This window comes from Phytoactinopolyspora limicola (assembly GCF_011320225.1).
Lineage (GTDB): Bacteria > Actinomycetota > Actinomycetes > Jiangellales > Jiangellaceae > Phytoactinopolyspora > Phytoactinopolyspora limicola.
In genome coordinates, this window is the sequence record NZ_JAAOEN010000003.1 from 61203 (window position 1) to 87314 (window position 26112).

General features: G+C 68.6%; 24 protein-coding genes. 6 read left to right on the top strand and 18 right to left on the bottom strand.

Annotation, left to right across the window (positions count from 1 at the left end; genetic code table 11):
• Nucleotides 1-17: 17 nt before the first annotated feature.
• Entirely contained in the window at nucleotides 18-476 is a 459-nt protein-coding gene (locus G8760_RS09285) for an SRPBCC family protein (RefSeq protein WP_166350193.1), read from the top strand.
• A gap of 95 nt (nucleotides 477-571) precedes the next feature.
• On the opposite strand, the gene G8760_RS09290 is transcribed toward G8760_RS09285, so the two are convergent.
• Nucleotides 572-757 carry a hypothetical protein gene (locus tag G8760_RS09290; protein WP_166350196.1) on the bottom strand — a complete coding sequence of 62 codons (186 nt, stop codon included), beginning with the start codon at nucleotides 755-757 and terminating at the stop codon, nucleotides 572-574.
• Between the two features lie 99 nt (nucleotides 758-856).
• Complete coding sequence (locus tag G8760_RS09295; protein ID WP_166350198.1) at nucleotides 857-1183, bottom strand: plasmid stabilization protein; 327 nt, start codon at nucleotides 1181-1183, stop codon at nucleotides 857-859.
• A 198-nt stretch (nucleotides 1184-1381) separates the two neighbouring features.
• Between G8760_RS09295 and G8760_RS09300 the strand changes: the two genes are divergently transcribed.
• Nucleotides 1382-1558, top strand: coding sequence for a hypothetical protein (locus G8760_RS09300; protein ID WP_166350200.1), 177 nt, complete (start codon nucleotides 1382-1384; stop codon nucleotides 1556-1558).
• Nucleotides 1559-1599: 41 nt separating this feature from the next.
• Here the strand turns inward: G8760_RS09300 and G8760_RS09305 are convergent, their stop codons facing one another.
• Nucleotides 1600-1896 carry a DUF6343 family protein gene (locus G8760_RS09305; RefSeq protein ID WP_166350202.1) on the bottom strand — a complete coding sequence of 99 codons (297 nt, stop codon included), beginning with the start codon at nucleotides 1894-1896 and terminating at the stop codon, nucleotides 1600-1602.
• An 85-nt stretch (nucleotides 1897-1981) separates the two neighbouring features.
• Here G8760_RS09305 and G8760_RS09310 point away from each other — a divergent pair, with 85 nt between their 5' ends.
• The gene (locus G8760_RS09310) at nucleotides 1982-2542 is read left to right on the top strand and encodes an NUDIX hydrolase (RefSeq protein ID WP_425502309.1); all 561 of its coding nucleotides are present in this window, start codon (nucleotides 1982-1984) and stop codon (nucleotides 2540-2542) included.
• Between the two features lie 545 nt (nucleotides 2543-3087).
• Here G8760_RS09310 and G8760_RS09315 read toward each other — a convergent pair.
• From G8760_RS09315 to G8760_RS09355, 9 genes are all read right to left on the bottom strand, one after another.
• Nucleotides 3088-3495 carry a VOC family protein gene (locus G8760_RS09315; RefSeq protein ID WP_166350206.1) on the bottom strand — a complete coding sequence of 136 codons (408 nt, stop codon included), beginning with the start codon at nucleotides 3493-3495 and terminating at the stop codon, nucleotides 3088-3090.
• 42 nt (nucleotides 3496-3537) lie between these two features.
• Nucleotides 3538-4689 carry an acetamidase/formamidase family protein gene (locus tag G8760_RS09320; protein ID WP_166350209.1) on the bottom strand — a complete coding sequence of 384 codons (1152 nt, stop codon included), beginning with the start codon at nucleotides 4687-4689 and terminating at the stop codon, nucleotides 3538-3540.
• Nucleotide 4690: 1 nt separating this feature from the next.
• A complete protein-coding gene (locus tag G8760_RS09325) occupies nucleotides 4691-5401 on the bottom strand; it encodes an ABC transporter ATP-binding protein (protein WP_166350211.1) in 711 nt (236 codons plus the stop codon).
• Nucleotides 5398-6183 carry an ABC transporter ATP-binding protein gene (locus G8760_RS09330; protein WP_166350214.1) on the bottom strand — a complete coding sequence of 262 codons (786 nt, stop codon included), beginning with the start codon at nucleotides 6181-6183 and terminating at the stop codon, nucleotides 5398-5400. The genes G8760_RS09325 and G8760_RS09330 overlap by 4 nt, the downstream gene beginning before the upstream one ends.
• Before the next feature lie 121 nt (nucleotides 6184-6304).
• The gene (locus tag G8760_RS09335; RefSeq protein ID WP_166350216.1) at nucleotides 6305-7660 is read right to left on the bottom strand and encodes an ABC transporter substrate-binding protein; all 1356 of its coding nucleotides are present in this window, start codon (nucleotides 7658-7660) and stop codon (nucleotides 6305-6307) included.
• 49 nt (nucleotides 7661-7709) lie between these two features.
• A complete protein-coding gene (locus G8760_RS09340) occupies nucleotides 7710-8792 on the bottom strand; it encodes a branched-chain amino acid ABC transporter permease (protein ID WP_166350218.1) in 1083 nt (360 codons plus the stop codon).
• Nucleotides 8789-9646 carry a branched-chain amino acid ABC transporter permease gene (locus tag G8760_RS09345; RefSeq protein WP_166350220.1) on the bottom strand — a complete coding sequence of 286 codons (858 nt, stop codon included), beginning with the start codon at nucleotides 9644-9646 and terminating at the stop codon, nucleotides 8789-8791. The genes G8760_RS09340 and G8760_RS09345 overlap by 4 nt, the downstream gene beginning before the upstream one ends.
• 261 nt (nucleotides 9647-9907) lie before the next feature.
• On the bottom strand, nucleotides 9908-12121 hold the full coding sequence (locus G8760_RS09350; RefSeq protein WP_166350222.1) for an MMPL family transporter: 2214 nt from the start codon (nucleotides 12119-12121) through the stop codon (nucleotides 9908-9910).
• 165 nt (nucleotides 12122-12286) lie between these two features.
• A complete protein-coding gene (locus tag G8760_RS09355) occupies nucleotides 12287-13435 on the bottom strand; it encodes an epoxide hydrolase family protein (protein WP_166350224.1) in 1149 nt (382 codons plus the stop codon).
• A 94-nt stretch (nucleotides 13436-13529) separates the two neighbouring features.
• Between G8760_RS09355 and G8760_RS09360 the strand changes: the two genes are divergently transcribed.
• Entirely contained in the window at nucleotides 13530-14486 is a 957-nt protein-coding gene (locus G8760_RS09360; RefSeq protein WP_166350226.1) for a helix-turn-helix transcriptional regulator, read from the top strand.
• Nucleotides 14487-14625: 139 nt separating this feature from the next.
• Entirely contained in the window at nucleotides 14626-15315 is a 690-nt protein-coding gene (locus tag G8760_RS09365; RefSeq protein ID WP_207782196.1) for a hypothetical protein, read from the top strand.
• A 47-nt stretch (nucleotides 15316-15362) separates the two neighbouring features.
• Here the strand turns inward: G8760_RS09365 and G8760_RS09370 are convergent, their stop codons facing one another.
• The 6 genes from G8760_RS09370 to G8760_RS09395 all read right to left on the bottom strand — a co-directional run bounded on the left by G8760_RS09370 (nucleotide 15363) and on the right by G8760_RS09395 (nucleotide 25009).
• Nucleotides 15363-16898 carry a glycoside hydrolase family 3 protein gene (locus tag G8760_RS09370; protein WP_166350228.1) on the bottom strand — a complete coding sequence of 512 codons (1536 nt, stop codon included), beginning with the start codon at nucleotides 16896-16898 and terminating at the stop codon, nucleotides 15363-15365.
• A 4-nt stretch (nucleotides 16899-16902) separates the two neighbouring features.
• On the bottom strand, nucleotides 16903-17814 hold the full coding sequence (locus tag G8760_RS09375; RefSeq protein ID WP_207782197.1) for a carbohydrate ABC transporter permease: 912 nt from the start codon (nucleotides 17812-17814) through the stop codon (nucleotides 16903-16905).
• Nucleotides 17811-18821, bottom strand: coding sequence for a carbohydrate ABC transporter permease (locus G8760_RS09380; RefSeq protein ID WP_166350230.1), 1011 nt, complete (start codon nucleotides 18819-18821; stop codon nucleotides 17811-17813). The genes G8760_RS09375 and G8760_RS09380 overlap by 4 nt, the downstream gene beginning before the upstream one ends.
• A gap of 8 nt (nucleotides 18822-18829) precedes the next feature.
• Nucleotides 18830-20173: an extracellular solute-binding protein gene (locus G8760_RS09385; protein ID WP_166350232.1), complete on the bottom strand. Its 1344-nt coding sequence runs from the start codon at nucleotides 20171-20173 to the stop codon at nucleotides 18830-18832.
• A gap of 142 nt (nucleotides 20174-20315) precedes the next feature.
• Nucleotides 20316-21482 carry an ROK family transcriptional regulator gene (locus G8760_RS09390; protein ID WP_166350234.1) on the bottom strand — a complete coding sequence of 389 codons (1167 nt, stop codon included), beginning with the start codon at nucleotides 21480-21482 and terminating at the stop codon, nucleotides 20316-20318.
• A 149-nt stretch (nucleotides 21483-21631) separates the two neighbouring features.
• Nucleotides 21632-25009, bottom strand: coding sequence for an AfsR/SARP family transcriptional regulator (locus G8760_RS09395; RefSeq protein WP_166350236.1), 3378 nt, complete (start codon nucleotides 25007-25009; stop codon nucleotides 21632-21634).
• 210 nt (nucleotides 25010-25219) lie between these two features.
• Between G8760_RS09395 and G8760_RS09400 the strand changes: the two genes are divergently transcribed.
• Complete coding sequence (locus G8760_RS09400; protein ID WP_166350238.1) at nucleotides 25220-26104, top strand: NAD(P)-dependent oxidoreductase; 885 nt, start codon at nucleotides 25220-25222, stop codon at nucleotides 26102-26104.
• The last annotated feature ends 8 nt before the right edge of the window (nucleotides 26105-26112 follow it).

Here is a 26112-nt window from a genome sequence, read left to right on the forward strand (position 1 = left end):
CGTAGAAGGAGGACACGATGACCACGGCTGAGAAGAGTATCGATGTGAACGTCGCGATCAGCACCGCGTACAACCAATGGACCCAGTTCGAGGACTTCCCAGCCTTTATGGCCGACGTCGAGTCGGTGACGCAGTTGGATGACCGTCGACTCCATTGGGAGGTGGAGATCGGTGGTGTACGTCGTGAGTTCGACGCCGAGATCACCGAGCAGCACCCCGAGGAGCGAGTCGCCTGGCGCTCGACCAGCGGGACGGAACAAGCCGGCGTCGTCACCTTTCACAAGCTGGACGACGCGACGACCCGGGTGACTCTCCAGCTCGAGATGGAACCCACGGGGGTAGCCGAGACGGTCGGAGAGAAGACCGGGCTGATCTCGCGCATGGTGGAGCGCGACATGAAGAACTTCAAGGAGTTCATCGAAGGACGCGGGGTCGAGTCGGGTGCGTGGCGGGGGGATATCCCCCGCGAGGGATGACCGACCAGGCCAGGTGGCCGCCGAGACTGGCGGCCACCTCGCGCCGGTCACCATGGCGGGTCGGACGCCCGGTGCCTCGAGGTAGCCCCGTGCCCTCAAGGTAATGGTTCGTCGGGTGTGTCGGCGGGGCGCCGCTTGACCCGGCCCCACCAGCCGGTGACGGCGCTGACGAGCAGGAGCACTACGGCGATGATGAGCATCCAGCGAAGTGCTTCCACAGCCAGGCCCACGCCGCCAAGCAGCAGGGCAAGCAACAGCACGAGTAGGGCGATGGTGAGCATGATGGTCCTCCGGACGGCGGAAAGGGACAACTGGAGGCCGCGTGATGCGGATCCGGCCGCGTCAACAGGCTGCTGGCGCCTTGATGGGCAGCCCGCGGCTCAACGACCGACGGCCTTCTCCAACTCTTTCTTGGTCATGGTCGACCGGCCTTTGACGTTCTTGCGTTTGGCCTCTTCGTAGAGCTGCTTCTTCGTGCGGCCGCCGGGCCCGCTGCCCGAGCGCAACCCACCACGCCGCCCCGATGAGATGTCTTGGGTCGACGAGCGGCTCTTCTGCTGCGACGTGCCCGAGCGGGCCCGCTCCTTGTTGACCGTACGAGCAGCGATCTCCTTGGCGGTCTCCTCGTCGTAGTCGCGGTCTTTCAAGCCGGACTTGATGTGTTCGTATTGGCGTTCGTCCTTCTTGCGCCACTGTTCCTGCGGCATGCGGCTCACCTCCATCCGGCGTGATACCCCAACCGCTGCGGCGAAAACACCGCGTCGCTCCCGGGAGGCCCTGGACTGACGGTTGGATTCTGGGTGGGCGGAAGAGGGCACCAACGTCGCGACCTGGACCTGGGGGTGGATGGCCGCGACGGCCCACCGGGTGGTGACATCCGGCGTTTCAACGAGCCGGGATTGGCTATGTCGTTGACTAGACGCACCCAGGTGCGGCCGGACGTACCCGACGAGGCCGCGCCGGGTTCGGCGGCGCCTACTCGACGTGCCGAACATGGTGAGACCGAGGTCGACCGGCTGGAGACCGCCGAGTTCCAGGTCGAGGAGCCTCAGGTCGAGGAGCCTCAGGTCGAAGAGCCGTAAGCGGCGAAGGCTGGGCTCGAGCCTGGCTGGTGGGTGGTGGTTCATTCGTCGGAGGACGACGCTCGGACCGATCGCCAGCGGATCGCGACGACGATCCCGTTGATCAGCGCGGTGAGCGCGACGACACCGAAGAGGATCGTCGCTGCGATGGCCGCGGCGTCGCCGTCGGTGGCGGCTTGGATGCCGAACACGGTGGCGGCGGCGCCGGCGACCACGAGTCCGAACGCTGCGAGCCCGAGCCGCGTGCGGTACATCGACCGTGCTTGGCGCGGCTCGGCGCCCGACGGCTGCGGCCGGTGCAGCCAGTTGTCACCGTCATCCTCGCCCTCGTCGTTCACGGTCACAGCATTACCCCCGGGCCGCCCACCAAAACCCGGTCGGGCGGCGTTGACAGGTGCCAGCTTGCCGCCCGTTACGATCCACGTGATGAATGCCGCCAACAGTCGACTCATCGACATGCTCTCGACGTATCAGCCCGATGGCCCCACCGAAACGGCCGACGTGGCTCGCACCCGCAACCTCGTTGAATCCACGGTCAACCCGTGGGCGCGGTCGATTCCCCTGCACGTCACCGCATCGGCGTTGATCGTGCATCCGGAGAGCGGCCGGGTGCTGCTGCGTTGGCATCAGCGGCAACAAGCCTGGTTGCAGATCGGTGGGCACGCCGACCCAGGGGAGACCGACCCTCTGCAGGTGACGTGTCGGGAAGGGCGGGAAGAAACGGGGTTGACCGACCTTGCCCCCTGGCCGACGGCCGAGTTGATCCACGTCGTGATCGTGCCCGTGGCGGCCCGTGGTGATGAACCGGCACATCACCACGCCGATCTGCGGTTCGTGTTGGCGACGTCGACCCCCGAGCGGGCCCAGCCGGAGTCACCCGACGCGCCGCTGCGGTGGTTGTTGTTGCCGGAAGCGGTTGAGGCAACGAGTGAGGCGAACCTACGCGAGAGCCTGCGGCGGGTGGCGCCGATGCTGGAGGTGTGAGCCAGGGCGGCGGGGGCGTCGTGCTGGATCACCGCGGGGTTGCCGCGTCGGGGCGAGCGGTGGGCCGCTGCGTCGTCATTGGCCTGGCACGCTGAGGTGTTCCACAAACTGGTGCAAATGGGCCTCAGGGACGACGCTTCAGCGTGCCAGGGACTACACCTCACCGTGCCACGCAGCGTTTCGCCGACCACGATTGCTCCGGCAGCCCTTGAGGCAGGTCCGTGATGCGGAGTGCCGACGGGTAGTCGAAGATTGGTCGAAAGTAGACGGTCCGACGTGACCGCGTTCATTGCGTTCATCGTGCCCGCCGGTCTCGCCGTACATTCTGGGGACACCATCCTCGGCCGGCTGCAACAAGCTTCCTCACGGCGCGCTGCCGCCCTGCCCCGGACTTCGCTACCGCCAGATGGCGTTCAGGCCCGAATCCGGCTCTTATCGCCATCTGGCGGTAGCGAAGTGGGCGATGCCACACCGGGATCGGCGGCGTGTGCCGTGCTTCCGCACCTGATCGTCGCCACGCAAAAGATCAGGTGCGGAAACGGAGATCAGGTGCGGTCGGGGTGGGGGCCGAGCAGGTCCCAGCGGTTGCCCGCGATGTCCAGGAATACCACCACCTGGCCGTACGGCTCGGTCCGCGGGGTGGTGACGAAGGTGACGTCAGCCGCGGCGAGGCGTTGGTAGGTGGTGTCGAAGTCGTCCACCCGCAGGAAAAAGGCGACGCGGCCGCCGGTCTGATCGCCGACGGCCCGGTGTTGACGTTCGCCGTCCGCCCGGGCCAGGAGCAGGCCGGTTTCGGCACCCGGTGGACGGACCACCACCCAGCGTTTCGGCCGGCCGTCGTTGGTGTGGGCGGGGGAGTCTTCGACGAGGTCGAAACCCAGGGTGTCGACGTAGAAGTTGATGGCGGGGTCGTAATCCTCGACCACGATGGTGACCAGCGCGAGGTGTGGCATTAGCCGATGGTACGGCTGTCCACCGTGCCGACCACGAGAAAGTTATGGGCCGGACGGCGGGGGAGGATCGAACAGCAGCTCCGGCAGCATCGCGGAGACGACGACGTTGGGCAGGTTGACGACGCTGCTGATCCTCAGGTCGGCGGCGACACTGCTGATGACGTACGCCTGCTCGCGGCGGTACCCACGTTCGCCCAGGAGCGCGATCAGATGCCGCAATGCGTTCGCCGCGGCGAGGTTGAGATCACCGGGCCGGGCGGTCCCCGTGGCGTCGACCGGCATGCCGGTCGTGGCGATGAACCGGCCGTCACCGGGCGCCGGGCTAGGCGGGGCGACACCGCGGCGTTCCACCATGGGCCACCACGCTCCGAGCCGCTCCGCGGCACCTGGGCGCACGGTGATCCGCACGGTGCAGGTGGCGGTGGTCTCCACAGCGGTGAGGCACACTTCGCCGTCGCCTTGTGCGGCGTGTGCGTCGCCGATGGAGAGCAGCGCCCCGTCGACGGCCACGGGTAACAACAGGGTGGCGCCCGTGGTCAGTTGCCGGATGTCGAGGTTGCCGCCGTTTTCCCGCGGCGGCAGCGTACGCAGTCCGGCCCGCGCCGCGGCCCCGCCCGGTGGGATGGCGCCGGTGGTCAGCGGGCCCGGGGTGCCGCCGCCGAGTTCACGTGCGGTCCATGCCAGGAGCTGGTCAGGCGACGGGGCGACCCCCACGGTGCCCGGGAAGGGAGCGACGGGCACCCGCACTCCGGGCACCTGAGGAGACGACGCCCAGCCGTCGGCGATGTCCCAATGCGCGAGAAACGGTTCGGTGAATTCGGTACCGAGGAACCCCAGCCCAGGCGGGACCGCCGTGTAGCCCCACGGGCCGGGATCGACGTCGAGAATGTCGATGGCGAGCATGTCGCCGGGCCGGGCCCCGCACACGAGTATCGGCCCGGTCAGCGGGTGCACTCTCGACGCATCCAGGGCGGCCACGTCGGCCGCGGTCGACTTCGGGGTGATCTGTGCGTCCAAGGCGTCGAGAGTGTCGACGACGACGACGTCGCCGGGATCGATCTCGACGACGGGGGCGATGTCGGGATGCCAGCGGTTGTGGCCCACCCCGGGCTGTTCGGCCAGGGGCCGGCCGGCCGTAGCGCGGAGCCGATGACGTCGGCCGACCGGCGTATCGGTCGGAGCCGGGTCAGACATGTCAGACCCCCAGGTGACTACGCAGGGTGGGGTCGTTGATGTCTACCCCGGAACTGTCTCGGGCCAGCACCACTCGGCCCTGCTCGAGCACTAGCAGCCGGTCGGTGAGGCTCACCGCCAGAGTCAGGTTCTGCTCGGCCAAGAGGATGCCGACACCGTCGTTGGCGAGGTTGCGGATAGCGCCGGTGAGCTCGTCGACGATGCTCGGAGCCAATCCTTCGGAGGGCTCGTCGAGGAGCAGAATCCGCGGCTGTCCGACCAGCGCCCGCCCGATCGCCAACATCTGCTGCTCACCCCCGGAGAGCACACTGGCGCGACGGTTGCGGATGTCGGCCAGTTTGGGGAACAGGTCCCAGACCCGGGTCAGCCCGGCACGCACCGTGGCCCGGCCGAACGCGCGGGTCAGTACCGACAGGTTCTCCTCGACGGTAAGCGACCCGAAGATCATCCGACCTTGAGGGACATAGCCCAGTCCGATCCGCGCCGGCCGGTGGGCGGCGCCCCGGGTCAGATCCGTACCGTCGACGGTGATCCGGCCCGCCGTGACAGTGGGTTCCGGCCAGCGCATCACCGCGCGCAGCGTCGATGTCTTACCCATCCCGTTCCGTCCGATGAGCCCGATCACCTCACCCTCGGCGACCTCGAGCGACACGTCGTGCAGCGCCGCACCCTGGCCGTACTGGGCGGCCAGGGACGTGACCGACAGCCTCATGTGTCCTCCGTTCCGGACGTGGAGCCCAGGTAGACCCGGGCGACCTCCGGGTCCGCCCGCACATCGGCGGGTGGCCCGTCCGCGATGACCTGGCCGGCGGCCAGGCAGATCACCCGCTCGGCGACGTCGAGCACCAGCGGGAGGTCGTGTTCGATCAGTACGACGGTCAGGTCCTCGGGCAGGCCTTTGAGCACGCCACGCAGGCGGTCCCGTTCTCCGTGGCCCAGCCCGGCGGCCGGTTCGTCCAGCAGGAGCAGACTGGCACCACTGAACAGAGTGATCGCCAACTCCACCAGCCGTTGGTCGCCGTAGCTGAGTTCTTCGGGGCGCGTGTCGAGCAGCCGGTCGAGGCCTAGATCGGCGATGATCTGGTCCTCCTCGACGGCGCGGCGTTGGCGGGTGGGGGCCCGGGCGGCCAACGCGAGGTTGTCCCGCACCAGCAGGGTGGAGAAGACGTTTGTGATCTGAAACGTCCGCCCGAGCCCGCGCCGGGCGCGCGACTCGGCGCTGGCGCGGGTCACGTCGTCGCCGTACAGGGTCACCCGTCCGTCGTCGATCGGCTCCTCGCCGGCGATCACCCGGAACAAGGTGCTCTTGCCGGCGCCATTCGGACCGATGATGCCCAACCGTTCGGACTCGCCCACCCCGAACGAGACGTCCCGCAACGTCCACACCCCGCCATAGTGTTTCGAGCCGCCTTGAACCTCCAGCACGGGGGAGCGGACACCGGCCGCGGTGCTGTGGTGTGGGCGGTCGGTGCTGGTAGTGCCGTTGACGATCACGGCGGTGGTCCTCTCGTGAGGGGTCTGGTGGTGACGCGGCCGGCGGGGCCGGGGACGGCAGGTACGGGAAGAAACCTGCCATCCCCGGACGTAGGGTGGGCGCCGCGAAGTGGTGGCGGTTCTAGTCCAACGGGCAGTCGCTGATGTACGCGTCGCAGTTCTCCGGCCAGTCGAAGCCCTGATAGTCGCGGTTGTATGCCGGCTGCTCCACGTACATGTCGTAGTCGTACCGGAAGTTCGGCCCGGACTGCTCGTACGTGTCGATGACGAAGTTCTCCATCACGCCGTCGCCTCGGTCGCGGGCCTCGCGGATGTGCACGTCGTACAGGACGTTGCCGTGTTCGTCGACACTGAGCGGGCCCAGCACGCTCTCCGGGAACTCGGCCTGCTTGAGGACCGCGATGAACTCGTCGGCGTCGCTGACGTCGCCGTCGAGCTCTTCCAAGCCGTGCCGGACGAGCGCACCGGCGTGCCAGGCCAGGGCCGGGTCGGGGTCGGACGGCTCGCCGTAGGCCTCCTCGAACCGGGTGGCGAAGTCTTCCACCACCGGGTCATCCAGCGTGCCGGTGAAGACACCCGCCGAGATCATCCCCTCGGCTTCCAACCCCATCGCTTTGAGAATCGACGGGCTGGAGGTGACGTGGTGTCCGAGGACGGGAACGGTGTCCAGCAGGCCGAAGTCGGTCCATGCCCGGAAGAACGCCACCGCGTCGCCCACCGGCATCCCGAGGTAGACCGCGTCGTGGTCCTGTTCGGCCAGTTGTGCCATGAACGGCCCCAGGTCGGCGGTATCGCCGAACGGTGGCCACAGCTGGGTGACGATCTCGCCGCCGTTGTCGGTGAAGGTGTTGATGAAGCCACCGCATATCTCCCATCCGGTGACGTAGTCCGAACAGATGGTGGAGACGCGTTCATAACCCTGCTCGGCCGCCCACTCGCCGAACGGCATCGAGACCTGGCCGTGGGTGATGCCGTACCGGAAGATCGTGTCCGGGATGTCGCGCAGGAACTCCTCGCTGGCCGGGATGCCGTACACCTGGGGGAGCCCGATGCTCTCCGTGTACTCGCCGACCGCCAGTCCTTCGCTGCCCAGCAGGGGACCGACGAGGATGTCGATGTTCTCCTGCTCCACCAGGCGGCGGGCCTCCTCGACGGCCACACTCGGGTCGGCCTGGGTGTCGCCGGTCACCCACTCGACGGTGCGGCCACCGGCACTGGTGCCGTGTGTCTCCCAGTACAGCTCCCAGCCTTTGACGAACAGTTCACCGGACACGGCGACCGGACCGGAGAAGGGCATGAGTACACCTACCCGCACCGGTTCGCCGCCCTCGCCGGCGTCGCCCGGGTCGGCCTGATCGTCCTGCGACGTGCCGTCGTCGTCCTCGAACTGACCGCCGCCGTCCTCACTGCCTTCGCCGGCGCAAGCGGCCAGCATGACGACGCCGACCACGGCGGGTAACCATCTCCTGGTGCGCATGTCCTGTCCTTTCGATCGTTTTCGCACCTGCCGGGTGCGGACGGTGACGTCAGTGCTGTGGGCGTTCAGGTGTTCCCGACGGCTGGCTTGAGCCGGGCGGCTCGGCTGGTGCCGACGGTGCGTTCTGGTCCGGCGATCGCCGCCCGGCCAGCCGGGGGATTCGGCGGGTGAGTTTGGCCCACGCACTGGCGAACGCCCCCGCCAGCCCGTTGGGCAGGAACAACACGGTGACGATCATCAGCGCGCCGACGATCAAGTTCCATCGGTCGGTCACGGGCACCACCCAGGTTCGGGCGGTCAACAAGACGGCCGTGCCGAGCAGCGGTCCGAGGAACAACGCGCTGCCGCCGAGGATGACGGCCAGTGCGACCTGGACCGAGTTGCCGACGTGCAGGGTGGTCGGGCTGACGAATCCGAAGTACCCGACGTAGAGGATGCCTGCGACACCCGCGAACAATCCTGCGATGGTGAAGGCGATGAAGCGGTGCCACGCATTGGAGTAGCCGAGACTGGTCATGCGGGTAGGGCTGTCGCCGGTGCCGCGCAGCCGGGTGCCGAGAAACGACGTGTGCAACCGCCATAGTGCGAAGACGGAGACGGCGACCACGGCGAAGGCAGCCCAGTAGAAGTCGTTCGCGGTCTGGATGAACTCCGGGGGGCGTACACCACGAATGCCGTTGTTTCCGTTGGTGACGCTGACCCAACGTTCGGCGGCACCCCACAGCAGCATGCCCTGGGCGACCGTGATCATGACGAACGTGACCCCTTGAGCACGGACGATCATGACCGCGAACAGCATCGAAACCAGACCGGTGACCACCAACGCCACCGCCGCGGCGGTGAGGAACGGCAACTCCCAGCGAGTGACACCGATGGCGACGACGTAGGCGGCGACGCCGAACAGTCCGGCATGCCCAAGAGAGAGCACCCGGGTCAGGCTGACGAGTACGTTCAGGCTCATCGCCAGCAAACCCATAAAGAAGATCCGGGTCAGCAGGCCGACGTGGAACTGTTGCAGGAACATGGGCGCGACAGCCACGATGACGAGCGTGATCACTACCGCGAGGAAACGCCGGTTCTGATTGGTCTGATCGGTCCACCGGCTGGTCAGCTGCGGCATCAAGGTGGTCATGCGTTGGCCCCTCGCAATCCCTGCGGGCGGATGACCAGCAGGATCAGCATCGGCCCGAAGATGATGAAGTAGAGCAACTCCGGCGCGTAGACGGTGGCGAAGCTGTAGGACAATCCGACGACGAGGCTGCCGAGCGCGGCCCCGGAGAGGCTGCCCAACCCGCCCAGCACCACCACCACGAGGGCTAGCAACAGGATCTGGACGTCCACGCCGGGTGCGATTCCGAACACGATGCTGCCGAGGAGCCCGGCGACGCCGGCGAGGAACCCGCCGGCCATCCAGACGAACCAGTACAGCCGCCGCACGTTGACCCCCAGCGACGCGAGCATGGCGCGATTGTCGACACACGCTCGCAGCAGCGCCCCGACCGACGTGCGTTCGATCAGGTACCACAATCCGAATCCGACGGCGAGCGCCAGGCCCATCAGGAACAGCCGATAGATGGGGAAGGCGACGGGCATGAAATCAGCCGCGCCGCGGAGGAACTCCGGGGCTTGAACCCCCACCGGGTGCCCACCCCAGACCGCGAGAGCGGCGTCGGCCAGAACCAGAGACACGGCGATCGTGAGCAGAACCTCACGAAGTTCGTTCCCCTGGACGCGGGCGAAGAGGCCGACGCCGCCGATCACGGTGGCGATGCCTACCACACCGCCGGCTACCAGCACGGCCAGGAGGTAATTGCCCGTGCCGGAGATCACCGCCGCGGCCAGGTAGGCACCCCAGAGGTAGAGAGCGCCGTGGGCTAGGTTCAGCAGCCGCATGATTCCATAGAGGAGGGTGAACCCGCCGGCGATCAGGAACAGCAGTGCCGCGAACGACAAGCCGTTGAGAACCGAACTCAGCAGAATCGACATCCGGCCTCCGGACCGCTCGACGCCCCATACAGCAATTGATGTGCGTGATACGAACATCTGTTCACTAGTGGAAAGTAAACCTAGTGACAGCCGGACGGCCGGGCTATGAGCAGAGCGAAGACCACTGTGCCGTCAGCGCAAAGGTGCGTGCGGTGCATGCCGCGACCGCGAGCAACCGGGCTGATCTCGGGGTGGTCCCGGGGTGGTCCCAAGCTGGTCCCGAGCCGGGTGAGGGGTATTGCCGGGGTCGGGGCGCGTGGGTCAGGGCGTCGCGTGGGTCCGCTGCGGCGCGCCGTCCTCCGGCGCGACGTGATCCGGCTGGTCGCCGAGGAACCGACGCAACCGCTCACCTTCGACGTCGACGTCGGGCAGCACCCGGTCCAGCCATCGAGGTAACCACCATGCGCGTTCACCCATCAGCCGCAGCACGGCCGGCACGATGGTCATGCGCACCACGAACGCGTCGATGAACACGGCGAACGCCAGCGCGAACCCGACCTGCTTGATGAAGTCGTCGCCGAGCACGAAGGCGCCGAACACGCTGATCATGATGACTGCGGCCGCGGCCACCACTCTGGCGCCATGCTGGAAGCCGGTGATGATGGCGCGGGTGGCGGGCGCGCCATGGACGTGTTCTTCGTGCATCCGGGTGACGAGGAAGACCTGGTAGTCCATGGCCAATCCGAAGACGAGCCCGATGAGGATGATCGGCAACATGCTCATGATCGGGCCGGTCTGTTGCAGCCCGATCGCGTCGGCCAGCCACCCCCATTGGAACACCGCCACCGTCGCACCGAAGGTGGCCGCCATCGTGACGAGGAAGCCGAGTGCGGCCTTCAACGGCACGAGGAGGGACCGGAACACCAGGATGAGGATGAGGAAGGACAGGCCGACCACAACGGCGAGATACGGAACCAACGCGTCCGCCATGGTCTCGTTGAAGTCGATGACGACCGCCGTGGGACCGGTCACCGCCAGGGTGGCGCCGGTGCGTTCCTCGATGGCGCCGGACAACGCCCGGATGTCGCGGACGACGTCTTCGGTCTCCGGTGCACTGGGGCCGGTGCTGGGTACGGCGATCACGATGGCGGTATCGCCGGCGTCGTTGGTTCTGGCGGGCACGGCGGTTACGACACCGTCCAGCTCGGCCACCTCGGCGGCCACCGCGTCCACGACGGCGTCGGCGTTGGTGTTGGTCTCGGCGTCGACGACCACGGTCAGCGGGCCGTTGAAGCCCGGACCGAATCCAGCGGCGAGGAGGTCGTAGGCCTGCCGCTGGGTGGTGTCGGTGCCATAGCTGCCTTCGTCGGGCAGGCCGAGCTGGAGGCTGGTGGCCGGCAACGCCAATGCCCCGACCGCGAGCAAGGCCACTACGAGCACACGCACCGGGTGGTTGGTGACGATCCGGATCCAGGTGCGGCCCAGGCTCGGCTGTTCGGCCTCGGGGTCGCGGGGGCGCAGGCCGGGGATACGTCCGCCGAGAATCCGTCGTTTGGCGAACCCGAACAGCGCGGGCAACATGGTCAGCGCGATCAGCACGGACATGGCGACGGCGAAGGCAGCGGACAGGCCCATCTCGGTGAGTAGTGGGATACCAACAACCGTCAGCCCGACCAGCGCGACGATCACGGTTAAGCCGGCGAACACGACGGCGTTGCCGGCGGTGCCGATAGCCCGCCCGGCGGCCTCCTCGCCGGGGCGCCCGGTGGCGAGCTCGTGCCGATACCGAGATGCGATGAACAGCGAGTAGTCGATGGCCAGGGCGATGCCAAGCATCATCGCCAGGATCGACGAATCCTCGGACATGTCGATGAACCGGCTGGCCAGGGTAATGCTGGAGATGGTCACGCCGACCCCGATGATGGCGTTGAGCAGGGGCATCCCCGCCGCCACGAACGAACCGAACGTGATGATCAAGACAACGAACGCGATGGCGAGCCCGACGAGTTCGCTGCTGCCCTCGAACTCCTCGGCGCTGGCCACCTGGCCGCCGATCTCGACGACGAGACCGGCGTCGCGGCCTTCCTGGGCGGCGGCGAACAGCGCGTCTTGTGCCTCTTCGTCGAGCAACGGGTCGGTGTAGGCGAGTTCGGCGTAGGCGACGGTGCCATCGGGGGAGACGGCATCGGTGTCGAACGGATCGTCGATGCTGACCAGCCCTGGTGTGGCGGCGACGGCATCCACCACCTGGTCGACGATGGCCCGGTTGGCCGGGTCGGTGAGGGTCTCGCCTTCCGGCGCGGCGAACACGACCCGGCCGCTGGCACCGTCAGCCGCCATACCCGGGAACCGCTCGTCGAGCAGGTCCATGGCCTCTTGTGCCTCGGTGCCGGGGATCTCGAACGATTCGACGTGGTCACCGGACGACGTTGCTGCGCCGAAGCCGGTGAGCACGAGCAGCAGCACCCATGTGCCGGCGACGATCCATCGACGCCGGTAGGCGAGCCGGCCGAGCCGGTAGAGAACGATGGCCACGCACTGCTCCCGTCACGTTTGAGGCACGCGCCCGGCCCGGGTGCCCCGGGCGCGTGCATGCGACGACATTAAGCAAGAATCGATCCGCGGCGCGGCCGTTTCGGCGAAATCGCTCCGGCCCGCCCGGTCAGAGGTGGTGTCCGCCCACCGACAGCCCGGTGCAGGTCAGGCGGGTGTGGGTAGGTTCGCGAAGAACCTCCGGATATCGGCGGCGTGGGCGTCGGGTTCCTCCATGGCCACGAAATGGTTGCCCGGGTTGCCTTCGGGCCAGTGGACGATGGTGTTGTGCCGCTCGGCGAGCCGCCGGAACAGTGCGGGGCCACCGCTGTAGACGCCGGTGGGCACCTTCGCCTGTCCGGTCGGCCAGACGAACCCGTCGTCGCTCAGCCCGTTGTACATCGGCCACGACGACGTCCCAGACGTGCCGGTGAACCAGTACAGGCTGACGTTGGTGAGGATGTGATCGCGGTCGATGACGTCTTCGGGCACCTCGGCCATCGGGGTGAACTCGTGGAACTTCTCCAACATCCAGGCCAGCAGGGCCACGGGGGAGTCGTGCCAGCCGTGCGCGAAGGTCTGTGGCGCCACCCGGAGCAGCGTGTGGTGGTCGACGCCGCCTTGCGCCCACTGCTGTATCTCGGCGTAGACGGCGCGTTCCTCGTCGTTCATATCCGGCACGTCGGCCTCCGTCGGGAATCCCAGTCCGCCGTCGATGTGGACCCCGACCACGCGATCCGGAGCGGACAGCGCCACCTCAGGTGTGACGTAGGCGCCCAGGTCGCCGCCCTGAGCGCCGAAGTGTTCGTACCCGAGCCGGTCCATCAGCTCCACCCACATACGAGCGACCCGCTGGACCTTCCAGCCGGTCTCTCTGGGTGCCGAGGAGAACCCGAACCCGGGCACGGACGGGATGACGACGTGGAACGCCTGCGCGGGATCGGCACCGTGGGCACGCGGGTCGGTCAACCGGCCGATGATCTTGGTGAACTCGACGATCGACGCCGGCCACCCGTGGGTGAGGATCAGCGGCAACGCATCCGGCTCGGGGGAGCGGACGTGCAGGAAGTGGATGTCGTAGCCGTCGATCTCGGTGATGAACTGCGGGAACGTGTTCAGCTCGGCCTCGTGAGTCCGCCAGTCGTATCCGGTCCGCCAATGCTCTGCCCAGTCACGGAGGTAGCCGGTGGGTACGCCGCGGTCCCAGCCGTCGCCCGGAAGCTGGGCAGTCCAGCGGATACGCGCGAGGCGCTCGTGAAGGTCGTCGATGTCCGCTTGGGCGATGTCGATGCGGAACGGGCGGATGGCGGGGGTCATAGCGGTGCCTTTCGTCGAACTCTGACCAGGACGATGGCGACACTAGATGCCAACTAGGTCAGATCATGACCTAGTTGAGTGGGAGACTTTTCCCATGACCGACACACCCGCCAGACTCCTGAGTTTGCTCTCGCTCTTGCAGACGCCGCGGGAGTGGCCGGGTAGTGAACTCGCCGGGCGGCTCGGAGTCAGCCGTCGCACGGTGCGTCGCGACATCGACCGGCTGCGCGAGCTCGGCTACCCGGTCGAGGCGACGATGGGGGCGGCCGGCGGGTATCGGCTGGTGGCGGGGGCGGCTATGCCACCACTGCTCCTCGACGACGACGAAGCGGTGGCCATCGCCGTCGGGCTGCGGGCGGCCGCGGGCAACGCGGTGGATGGCATCGAGGAATCGTCGGCGCGGGCGTTGACGAAGCTGGAACAGGTGCTTCCATCGCGGTTGCGCTACCGCGTCCGTACTCTCGGGGAGGCTACCGTGCCCATCTCGGGCGACAGCCCCGTCGTCGACGCCGAGGTGCTGACGGTGCTGGCGGGCGCCGTCGCCAACCGGGAGAAGGTGCGCTTCGGATACCGGTCGGGGGACTCGAGCGACACCTCACGCCTGGTTGAGCCGTTGCGGTTGGTGACCGCCGGGCGTCGCTGGTACCTCGTCGCCTTCGACACCACCCGCGACGACTGGCGCACCTTCCGGCTCGACCGGATCCACTCCCCGCGGGCGGTGGGGAGCAGGGTCGTGCAGCGGGATCTGCCCGCGGAGAGCGCGGCCGACTACGTCGCCGGCCGCCGCACCGACTGGGGTACTCCGGTCCATCGGATCGTGGTCACCTTCCACGCTCCGGCGGCGTCGGTCGCGGGCCGGCTCGGCGATGAACCGGGCGAGATCGAAGCCCTCGGGGAACACCGATGCCGCATGCGGGCCGAGCGCAGCGACTCCATCGACTGGCTCGCCGCCCGGATGCTGATGCTGGGCTGCGAGTTCGAGGTCCACGGCCCGGAAGCTTTGGTGGAGGTGTTGCGGACGATGAGTGCGCGCGCCGCTCGAGCCAGCTGAACCCGGAAGAGGACGCATGATCATGAGCGAGTTACACCCCGCGGGTGGGGTGTAACTCGCTCATGATCATGCGGCGTGGTGAGCTGGGGCGCGGAATTCAGGGTGGGGCGGCGGTTAGGGGCACGGGTAGGGTCGGCAGATGGGTACGGCCGCGTTGACGTCGCTGGTGTCGAGCGCCGTGGCACGGCCTGCGGAGAACGACTGCGAGGTGTTCAGCAGCGCGTTCTGGGGCCAGCCGGCCAACTCCGTCACCAGCCTGGCGTTCGTCGTGGCCGGTGTTGTCATCGCGGTCGCCACCCGCGGGCCGGCCCAGCCACGACGGCTCATGTACGCGTTCCTGGTGGCTGCGACCGGGATTGGGTCGTTCGTCTTCCACGGCCCGGCGCCCTCGTGGTCGCCCATCGTGCACGACGCTCCGCTGGTGGCGTTGCTTGCCTTCGTGGCCGCGGATGCGGTCTCCGATCTGCTTGGACGCCGGCTATCGGATGTCTGGTGGGTCGCGCCAGCGGCGGTGTTGATCATCGTTGCCGGCGCGGTTGGGTCCGCTAGCACGGCGGTCCAGGGATTGGCGGGTGTTGGAGCGGTGTCGGCGACGGTGATCCGCGCCTACGCCCGTCCGTCGGCCCGGCGCACCATCCTGACCGCAGGTGTGGTGGTCGGGGCTGGTGCGCTGATCGGCACGTTGTCCCGCAGCGGCGGCCCGCTGTGCCAGCCGGACAGCCTGCTTCAAGGCCACGCGATCTGGCACGTACTGGCAGCTGTCGCGTTGGTGCTGCTCACACCGGTCATCGGCCGGGTGACGGCGGGTCGCTCCGCGGGCCTGCGGTGAGCGCCCTTGTGCCCGCCGCCGCGGTGCGGTAAGCCTCCTTGTGGTGCCTATGGCGACAACAAGCTTCCTTGTGGCGTCGTGAGGAGGTCGGCGACGAGTTCGGCGGTGACTCGGGCAGCCCCCCGCGTCAACACGTGATGGTCGCCCAGCACGTCGGCGGTGGAATCGGGACCGTGGTCGACGACGATCACCTCGGGCCGGCGCCGGCGAACCGTGTTCACCACCTCGACCTGCCACGGTCGGCGCTGCGTACCCCGGACACACACGATCACCGGTCGGTCGGGCACCGACCGCAACACCTGATCGGGATCCTGGCCGCCCTCCCGCAACCGGACCACAACGGTGCCCGGGAGCCGGGCGGCTATCGGAGCGCCGATCCCCCAGGGGACGTCTCCGGTGGCGGGGGACGGCTCGTCGTGCAACTCGAGGACGACGGGTGCGGCGTCGAGGACCACAGCTCCGCGGACGGAGATGACCTGGCTGGCAGCCTCGACCGCGGCGCTCCCGGTCGCCGCCCGGTTGGTGATCGCCGTCTCGTCACGGCGTTCGTGCACCCAGAGACGTAGCCGCTCGACCCGCGCCGCGGCCTCGGCCAGTCGTTCTTCGGGTAGCCGTCCCTCGAGTACCGCCTCGACCAGCGCGGCGGCCATGGCTTCCGGCAGCTCCGGATCAGTGCTGTCACCGCCGATGCACAACGCGTCGACCCCGGCGAGCAAGGCCAGGACGCCGGCCTCCGCGTGCCCCACACCGCGGCTGATGGCATGCATGTCGAGTCCGTCGGTCATCACCAGGCCGTCGTATCCCAGCTCGTCGCGCAGCAGCCCGGTGATCGTGTCAGGAGAGAGGGTGGCCGGGGTGGATCCGTCGATGGCGGGGACGACGACGTGTGCCGTCATGACGATCTGCACGTCGGACTTGATCGCGGCGCGGAACGGCGGCAGGTCGGTGCGCTGGATGTTGTCCAGTGACCGTTCCAGGACCGGGACGGTGTAATGGCTGTCGTCGCGGGTGCCGCCGTGGCCGGGGAAGTGTTTGGCCGCGCCGGCGACGCCCGCCCCTTGCTGACCGGTGACGAACGCGGCTACCTGGCGGGCTACCAGGTCGGGGGTGGCACCGAAGGCACGCATGCCGATGACCGGGTTGGTCACTTCGCTGTCGACGTCGGCGACGGGTGCGAAGTTGATGTCGATGCCGCACTGGCGCAGCCGGGTGGCTAGCTCGGCGGCGACCCGTTCGGTGAGCGCCGGATCGTCAAGCGCCCCCAAAGCCCCGTTGCCCGGTAGGGCGGAACCGCGAGAGGCGTCCAACCGGGTGAGGTCGCCGCCTTCCTCGTCGATACCGACGAGAAGATTGGGTCCGGCGTCGCGCAGCGCGGCCGTCAGCTGCGCGACGCCGGCGTCTCCCCGTTCCGGATCAACGTTGCGGCCGAAGAGGACCACCCCGCCCAGGCCCTCGGCGGCCATCCGGGGTAACCAGGGCGGTGGTGTGGTGGTTCCGTCGAATCCGGGGAAGAGGGTGGTCAGGGCGAGCCGGCGCAAGTAGGCCGGGCCCACCCGGGGAGCTGGGGTGGTGGTTGTTGGCATGAGGTCAGCCCTTCACCGCACCGGACACCAGACCGGCGGCCATGCGGCGTTGCACGAGGAGGAAGAAGATGATGACTGGGATCGCGATCAGTGCTGATCCGGCCATGATGCCGGCCCAGTCGCTCACCCGGTTGGCGTCGGTGAAGGTCCGCAGCCAGAGGGGGAGGGTCATGCTGTCCGGCCGATTCATGATCACCAAGGCGAGGGTGAACTCGTTCCATGCCTGGAGGAAGGCGTAGACACCGCTGGCGACCAGACCCGGGGCGAGCAACGGCAACGTGACGCGGAAGAACGCCTGAGTCCGGCTACACCCGTCGACGAGCGCGGCTTCTTCGAGTTCACGCGGTACGCCGGCGACGAACCCCCGCAGCATCCAGATGGTGAACGGCACCACGGTGGCGACGTAGAGCAACGACAACCCGAGCACGCTGTTCAGCAGTTGCCAGCCTTCCAGCATCTTGAACTGGGAGATGAACAACGCCTCGGCCGGGATCATCTGGATGACGAGGACGGTGACGATGAAGCTGGTGCGGCCCCGGAACCGGAAGCGAGACAGCGCAAGCGCCGCCAGAAAGGCGAACAGCAGCGCGGCGACCAGCGTGATGAGGGTGATAGTCAGGCTGGTGCGCAGCGCGCTGAAGAATCCGCTGTCGAGCACCCGCTGGTAGGCGGCGACCGAACCGTCGATCGGCAGGAACGTCGGCTCGGTGCTGCGGATCCGGTTGTGCGGCAGGAACGAGCTGTTCACCATCCAGTAGATGGGGAACGCCCAGATCAGGGCGATGCCGACGGCCAGAGCACCGAGCAGCCGGCGGCGCCCTCGGCGCCAGAGCGAACCGGATGCGCGGGCCGGCTTGGGTGTGCCCGGGCGCGCCGGACTCTTCCGGGCGGACGTGATGGCGGGGGTCGCGGTCACGTGTTCTCCTCCCGGAGCAGGATCCGGACGTAATAGAGGCTGAGCGTGACGGTGAGCAGCAGCATGAACCACGCCGCCGCGGCGGCCATCCCGAACTGCCCTTCACCGATGCCGAGCCGGTAGATATAGGTACCGATCAGGTTGGTCTCGCGGGTGATGCCTCCGGCGTCCTGGAGGACGAAGATCTGGGTGAAGACCTTGAGATCCCAGATGATCTGGAGCAGACCGACGATCAGCAGGACGGGCCGGATGAGCGGCACGGTGATCAACCGGAAACGCTGCCACCCGCTGGCACCGTCGAGCCCCGCGGCCTCGCGGAGTTCATCGGGCACCTGGGTGAGCCCGGCGTAGACGGCGAACGCGACGAACGGCACACTCATCCAGACCACGACGATGCCGGCGACGATGAAGAACGACAACGGATTGATCAGCCAGGAGTGTCCGCTGAACTGTTCCAGTCCGAGTCTCGTGAGCAACCAGTTGATGACGCCGTACTGAGAGTCGAACAACCACTGCCAGACGGTGAGCGAGGCCAGGTGGGGCATCGCCCAGGCCAGCAGCAGGGTGATCTGCAGGATCAGCCGCGGACCAGTGCTGACCGCCATCATCAGCGATGCCAGCGCGGTGCCAACCACCATGGTCGTGGCCGCCACGATGAGGCAGAACGCGATGGACTTCGCCACGACGGACCAGAGGTAGGAGTCCGTGAGCAACGTGGCGTAGTTGTCGAAGCCAACCCACTCGGGGTCCGCCCCGAACTGCTGGGCCAGGCCGAACTCTTGGAACGACATCACGGCCTGGCGCAGCAACGGGTATCCGAGAGCGGCGACCAGGACGGCGATAGCAGGGATCAGGAGGACATAAGGTGCGCGTGGCCGGCGCCCGCGGCGGGGACGGTGAGCCGGGGCGCCGGCCGGTGGTGGCCCGGCGGCCGACTCCGGAGGGTTCGTGCTGAATCCGGAGTCGGCCGCCGCCCCACGGCCCCGCACGTGCGGCGTCGATGCCATGTGCGGTGTCAGTTGAGCTGGGCGCTGATGGCCGCGTCGGCGTCGCTGGCGAGCTGCTCGATGTCACCGCCGTTGGCGATGGCCACGAACAGGTCTTCGAGGATCCGGGAGCCTTCCACCGACGCCCAGGCAGCAGCCGCCGGGGTGAGCTTGGCGTTGGACACCGCTTCGATGGTGGCCTGCGCGAACTCGTCGTCGCCGAGCCCGTCGGCGAGCGACACCTTGGCCGGGGTGAGCCCGTTCTCCGGGTATTGCCGCTGGAAGTCGTCGCTGAGGATCAGCCGGACCAGGTTGGTGGCCAGTTCCTGGTTCTGGGAGTTGGCCGAGACGGCGATGTTGGAGCCGCCGAGCAGCACCGGCGCCGGCTGGCCGTCGGAGCCGGGTAGTGCGAACACACCCACGTTCTCCATCATGTCCGGGCAGCCGATCTCCTCGTTGTCGATGCTCCAGCGCACCCAGCCGGGCCGCAGCATCATGCCGATCTCGTCGGCGCAGAACGGCACCTCGGGCTCGGCCTCGTTGCCGTCACGAGGTGCCCCGGACGCCTCCTCGAACAGCCGCTGGACCAGTTCCAGGCCAGCTTGGGACTCCGGGGTGGACAGCGCGCCGACCCACTCGCCGTTCTCTTCGACCGCGAAATCGCCGCCGGCATCCCAGAGGAACGCCGCACCGTCGCGCCAGTCCTGACCGGGCAGCCAGAATCCGGAGAAGTTGGCGACGTCGGCGTTGTCTTCCTTCAAGGTGATGGCGGCGTCGACGAACTCCTCCATCGTGGTCGGCACGTCGAGCCCGGACGCGTCGAACAGGTCGGTGCGGTAGAACACGTAGGCCGACCCCGCGTACAGCGGAACGGCGTAGGTGCGGCCCTCGGCGCTGCCGGCCTCCACGAAACCTTCGAGGAGGTCGTCGCCGCCGAGTTCGGGCAGCAGGTCGGTGATGTCGCTGAAGGCTCCCACGGTGGTGAAGGTGGGAGCTTGGGTGTTGCCTACCTCGACGACGTCCGGTGTCTCGCTGGTGCTGCCGAGCGAGGTGGTGAGCCGGTCCATCAGGCCCTCCCACTGCTGCTCTTCGATGACCAGCGTGGAGCCTGGGTTCTGCTCCTCGAAGGCGTCGACGAGCCAGTCCCGCATCGAGTCAGGTGTGTCCGGACCATTGAGCCAGAGCCGGATCTCGGCCGGTTCCGGCGCGTCGCCGTTACCGTCGTCGTCCCCGTCTCCTCCGTCGTCGTCGGCCGAGGCGGCCGGAGCTTCGGCATTGGCGTCGTCGTCGCCATTGCCGTCGTCGCTGCCGCATGCAGCCAGCACTAGTGCAACGGCGGCAAGACCGGCACCCAAGACGCGTGTTGTTCTCATGATTCCTCCCCTTGGCGAGGGTGTGCAGGCATTGGAAAGAGTATTAACAATTACGGACTCTACTGTAAGGTTTATTGCCAGTTATGGTCGTCACGGTTCCGTAACAGGTTGGGAGCCGGGTGGTATCGGCGCCGCTGGTAGGTCAGCTCGTCGACTCGAACAACGTTTGGCGCGCCAGGTGTACAGCAGTGAGGACGGCGCCCCGGAGTACCGGCTCAGTCTCGATGAGGGTCGGCACTACGGCTGGATGGACCGGGGCGATGTTGCGCACCGCCTGCGCGACCATCTGGCACAGGATCTCGCCGCCGGCGGCGCCGACCTCTCCGGCGACGACCACCAGGGCGGGGTCGACCACCGAGCAGACCGCCGCCATTCCCAGCGCCAGACGGTCGGCGAACGCCTGGAGAAAACCCTCCGCAGCGGTGCCGCCGGCCAAGGCGGCCCGGACGGCCTCTGCCGCGCCGTCGGCGACGATCCCGTACTCGCGAGCGAGCTCCGCGAGGGCCCCCGCGCCGACCAGTCCCTGGAAGGCGCCCTGGGCCGGGCTGTCGATCCGGGCCGGCGAGGAGACGCCGGGGACCGGGAGGTAGCCGATCTCGCCGGCGGCTCCCGTAGCGCCCCGGTGGAGGTGTCCGCTGAGGACCACGGCGAGGCCGACGCCTCGGTCGACCCACAGCAGCACCATGTCGTTGACGTCGCGGCCGGCGCCTTCGGCGCGTTCGGCTGCCGCCGCCAGGTTGACGTCGTTCTCGAAGGTGACGTGGCAGTCCAGGTCGGCGGCGAGGGTGGAGCGTAGCCCTCGGTGCCAGCCCGGAAGGTCGAACGAGAGCTCTATGTCGCCGCTGACCGGGTCGACCACACCGGGCATGCCGATGACGATGTCGTCGACGGCGCCGGGGGCGACTCCGCCACTGGTGGCGACGTCGACCGCCATGTCGTGGATCAGCTGTTTGGGGTCGGTGGTGTCGGAGACCGGACGTTCGATGCGGCCGATGACGGTACCGGTGACGTCGGCCAGGGCGGCTTTGACGAGATCGGGATTGAGCTCGATGCCGATGCTGTGGGCACATCCGGGCCGGATGGCATAGAGCTCGGCGTTGGGGCCGCGGCCGGCGGACTGGGTGCCGACGACCTCGACGAGGTTGCGCTCCTGCAGGCGGGCGAGGAGCTGCGACGCCGTCACCTTGGATAGGCCGATCCGCTGCCCCAGGCCAACCCGAGTGAGGGGGCCATCCCGGAGCAGCAGCTCCAGCGCGCTGCGGTTGTTGAGGGACCGGAGCAGGCTGGGTGTGGCGGGTCGCTGAGACACATCATCTCCTTATTGGAAATAGTCTTTCCAATATTGTCCTTGTCGACAGATTACATCGTCCGGGTGACTATCGCGCGGCAACGGGTGGGAGCGCAATCGTCGCCATTGCCGCCACAGCCGTGCACGGCGGCCCAGTCATGGCAGTTGATCTACCGGCCGGCTGGTCGGTCGGCGGTGCCGGCCAACTCGGCGTCGACGACGGCAGCGAGCCCATGCGCGGCACCGGCGTCGTGATGGGCATCGAACGACGCTCGGCCTAGGTGATGGTGGATCCGGCCGGAGATACGATCCACGTCCACCCGCTCACCGGCCGGAAGCGGGGCACCTGACCGACGCCGGGCGGCAGCGGCCGCCCCGAGCAGGTGCGCGGCGTGATCGTGCTGGCCGAGCAGCGACGCCGCACCGGCCAACCCCTCGAGCGACAACGCCTGAGCCCGCGGATCGCCCACCGCGCGGGCCGCGGCGAGGCCGTCGAGGTGCCATGCCAGCGCCTGTTGAGGGTCGCCGCGCAGTTCGGCGACGAACCCGAGCTCCGCCCAGATGAGTGCCAGCCCGACGTTCGCACCCGCCGGGCGGTTCCACTCCAGCCACCTCATCAGGTGTCGTTCGGCGGCGTCGAGGTGTCCTTGGCGCCGGGCGCTGAGCGCCAACCCGATCCCGGCCATCTCCTCCGCTGGGGTGTCGAGCTGCCGGGCGGCGAGCCGGGCCGCCGCACCGTGTAGTTGGTCGGCGCGATCGTAGTCGCCACGCAGCAGGGCCACCCGGCCCAGGCGCGAGAGCATAGCCGACTGTTCGGACCACATCTGCAGATATTCAGCGATCTCCAAGCCCTGCTGATACAACTCTTCAGCCGCGTGGTAGGCGCCGGTGATCTCATAATGTGTGCCTCGTGCGTCGATGGCTTGGAGCTGGCCCCAACCGTCGCCGAGTTCGGTGAACGCCGCCGAGGCCCGTTCAGCCAGATCGAGTGCCGCCGCGAGGTCGCCGCGGAACAGAGTGAGGGTGGCCTTGGTGGTCCGGGCCGCGGCGGCACCCCACACGTCGTCCACCTCGGCACACGCGGCCAAGGCTTGCTCGATCAGCCGGGTGCTGAGATCGTGATCGCCCGCGGTGAACGCGGCATAGCCGAGGATCCAGCTGGCCCGGGCCCACCCCTGGGTGTCACCTGTGCCGTCGAACGATGACAACACGACGTCGGCCGGCTCATGTGGCCGGCCACCTTCCAGTCCGGCCAGACCGGCATGCCAGCTGCGAACACGGGCCTGGACGGCCGCCGGTGCCGGGCCGTCGACGGCGAGAGCGCGGGCCAGCATCCGGGTAGCTTCGGTGCGGCGGCCACGTAGGTACCAGTACCAGGCGAGCGCGTCGACCAGCCGCAGGGCGTCGTCGGCATCGGCATCGGCGACCGCTGAGTCGAGCGCCTGCCGGAGATTGGCCGCCTCGGCGGCGAGCGTGGCCAGCCACCGGCACTGACCCGAGCCGTGCAACTGTTCCGCCGCCTGCTCGGCCAGCCGCAGATAATGGTGGCGATGCCGGGCGGCGACCGACGCCGCCTCACCCGCCTCGTGCAGCCGGTGCGTCCCATAAGCGGCTACCGACTCGAGGAGACCGTACCGTGGTTCGTCGTCGTTGACCGTGGCGACGACGAGCGACTGGTCAGCCAGCCGGGCCAACGCGGCGGCCACATCGGACGGGGCTACGTCTGGTCCTGAGCACACGGCTTCGGCCGCGGCCAGCGTGGCACCGCCGGAATGGACGGCCAGCCGGCGCAGGACCGCCTGCTCACGCGGTTCCAGCAGCTGCCAACTCCAATCGAGCACCGCACGTAACGTGCGCTGACGGGCCGGGACACCACGACGGCCAGCCGAGAGCAGATGGAAGCGGTCGTCGAGGCGGCGAGCGACCTCGTGGACCCCGAACGCCGGGACCCGGCTAGCGGCCAGCTCGAGCGCGAGCGGGATGCCGTCGAGCCGCCGGCACACGGCAGCCACGGCGGCGGCGTTGCCGGCGGTGAGGCGGAAGCCGGGTTGGGCGGCCGCGGCGCGGGCCACGAACAGCTGGACGGCGCTGAACGTATCGAGAACGTGGGGCTCTCCGGCCGCCGGCGGCGGGAGGTCGAGCGGCGGGACCCGCCACACCACCTCACCGGGCACGCCGAGGGTTTCGCGGCTGGTGGCCAGAACACGTAGCCCTGGAGCGGCCCTGAGCAGCCGGGCGATGACATCGGTGGCCGCGTCGACGACGTGTTCGCAGTTGTCCAGCACGATCAGGACGTGGCGAGAGCGCAGCGACCACTCCAACTGGTCCAAGGTGTTGGTGTCATGGTCCGCGGCGTCGCCGTTGGTGGTCATCGAGCTGGGGGAGTCTCGGACTCCGAGGGCGTCGGTGATGGCGTCGGCAACGTCGTCGGCGGTGACCTGGGGACCGGCGGGTAGGGCGCCCAGTTCGACGAACCAGACGCCGTCGGCTGGAGCTGCGCTGACGCCGTCGCTGCCCACGTCGCCGTCGTTGTCTTCGTCGTCGTTGTCTTCGCCCGCGACGGCGAGCGCCAGCCGGGTCTTGCCGACGCCGCCCGGTCCGATCAGCGTCACCAGCCGGTGGGCCTGCATGAGCGCCCGTACCTCCACCATGGCTAGGTTCCGGCCCACCAACTCGGTGACCGGGGTGGGCAGGTTGGCCGGGGTGGGGAGGTTGGCCGGGGTGGGGAGGTTGGCCGGCGGAGAGGGCTGGTGGGGTGGTTCGGTGGCGCGGGTGAGGTGGCGCGGCTGGACGTTGGACAGCAGCGTCGGGTCCTGTTCGAGCATGGACTGGTGCAAGGCGACCAGCTCCCGGCCGGGGTCGAGCCCGAGTTCGTCGGCGAGGCGCGAACGTAGCTCCTGGAAGCTGGCCAGCGCCTCGGCCGGCCGGCCCCCACCGTAAAGTGCCCGCATGTGCGCCGCCCGAAGGCGTTCTCGGAGGGGGTGCTGACCCACGAGGTCGGCCAGCTCACCGGCCAGGCTGGCGTGTTGGCCCAGCTCGAGGCGGACCTCGGCGAGCTCTTCGTGTGCGACGAGCCTGTCCTCTTCCAGCTTGGCGATGGTGGCCTGGGCAAACGGTTCATCGCGGAACTCGGCCAGCGCGGGACCCTCCCAGAGGGCGAGCGCATGGTGGAGCCGATCAGCGCGTTCACCGGCGTCGTCGAGTGTGCGCGCCTGCGAGACCAGCGCGGTGAAGCGGGCGGCGTCCAGGGTTTCCGCCTGCGCCTGCAGGATGTATCCGGCCGGCTGGTGGGTGAGGAGTGCGCGGCCGTTCGGCGCGGCCTGATCGAGCACCCGGCGTAGCTGAGACACCTTGGTCTGCATCGTGTTCAGCACCCGCACCGGGGGAGCGGAGCCCCACAGGTGCTCGATCAGCCGGTCCACCGAGACCGGACGGCCGAGCTCGATCAACAGGCTGGCTAACAGCACGCGGACTTTGGCCTCCGGCACGGTGACCGGCTGGCCAGCCGCCGACCACACCGCCAGTGGTCCAAGGATCCGGAACCGCACCCCCTCAACGTAGTCCAGCCGACTGACAGTCAGGGCTCGCCGCCCCGGCGGGGTCGAGCGTGAGCCGGACCCCCAGCGAACCACCAGCCGCCCGTGAGCGCTCGCCCCGAGACTCGACCTGACCGCACCGAACCGCGATGCCGGCCTGGTCCGACGCGCTGGACGGCACACGTGCGTCCGGTCGACCAGACGCCGAGAGAGGACACGACGATGACAGGATCGAACGTACCGGTGACGATCCTCGGGCTCGGCCCGATGGGTAGCTCGCTCGCCAGGGCTTTTGTAGCTGCGGGACACCGCACGACGGTGTGGAATCGCACGCCGTCGAAACAGGTACCGCTCGTGGCGGCCGGCGCCGAGCCGGCTGAGACCGTCGCGGAGGCGGTAGCAGCCAGCCCGCTGGTGATCGTCTGCGTGATCGACAACGAGGTCGCGGCGTCGATCCTTGGGCAGGCCACAACCGAGCTGTCGGGCACAACCGTGGTGAATCTCACCTCCGACAGCCCGGACCGCGCCCGTCAGCTGGCCGCATGGGCCGCCGAACACGGCATCGGCTACCTGGACGGCGCCATCATGACCCCGGTCACGTCGATCGGCCGTCCAGAGGCGGTGTATCTCTACAGCGGGCCGGACGAGCTGTACCAGAGGCATCACCCGGCGCTGGCCAGCCTGGGCGGCACCGCGTCGTACCTGGGCACCGATCCCGGCCGAGCGGCCTCCTTCGACGCCGCCCTGCTGGACATCTTCTGGACCGGAGTGGCGGGGGTGGCGCACGGGCTCGCCTTGGCCCGGGCCGAAGGCATCACCGGCGCCGAACTGCTCCCGTACGCGCAAGGGATCGTCGAACTCATGGGCGAGGTCGCCGTGGAACTGGCCAAAGCGGCCGACGACGGCGAACACCCGGGCGACGAAGCCACCTTGGTATCCGCGGCGGCGGGCATGACCCACGTCATCCATGCCGCACAGGCGCGGGGGATCGACGCGAGTGTCCTACGGGCGGCGGTGGGCCTGGCCGACAGCGCGATCCGCGCGGGCCACGGCGAGGCCGGCCTCGGCCAGATCATCGAGTCGATGTATCCCCGGAGCACGACGTGACCAACCGC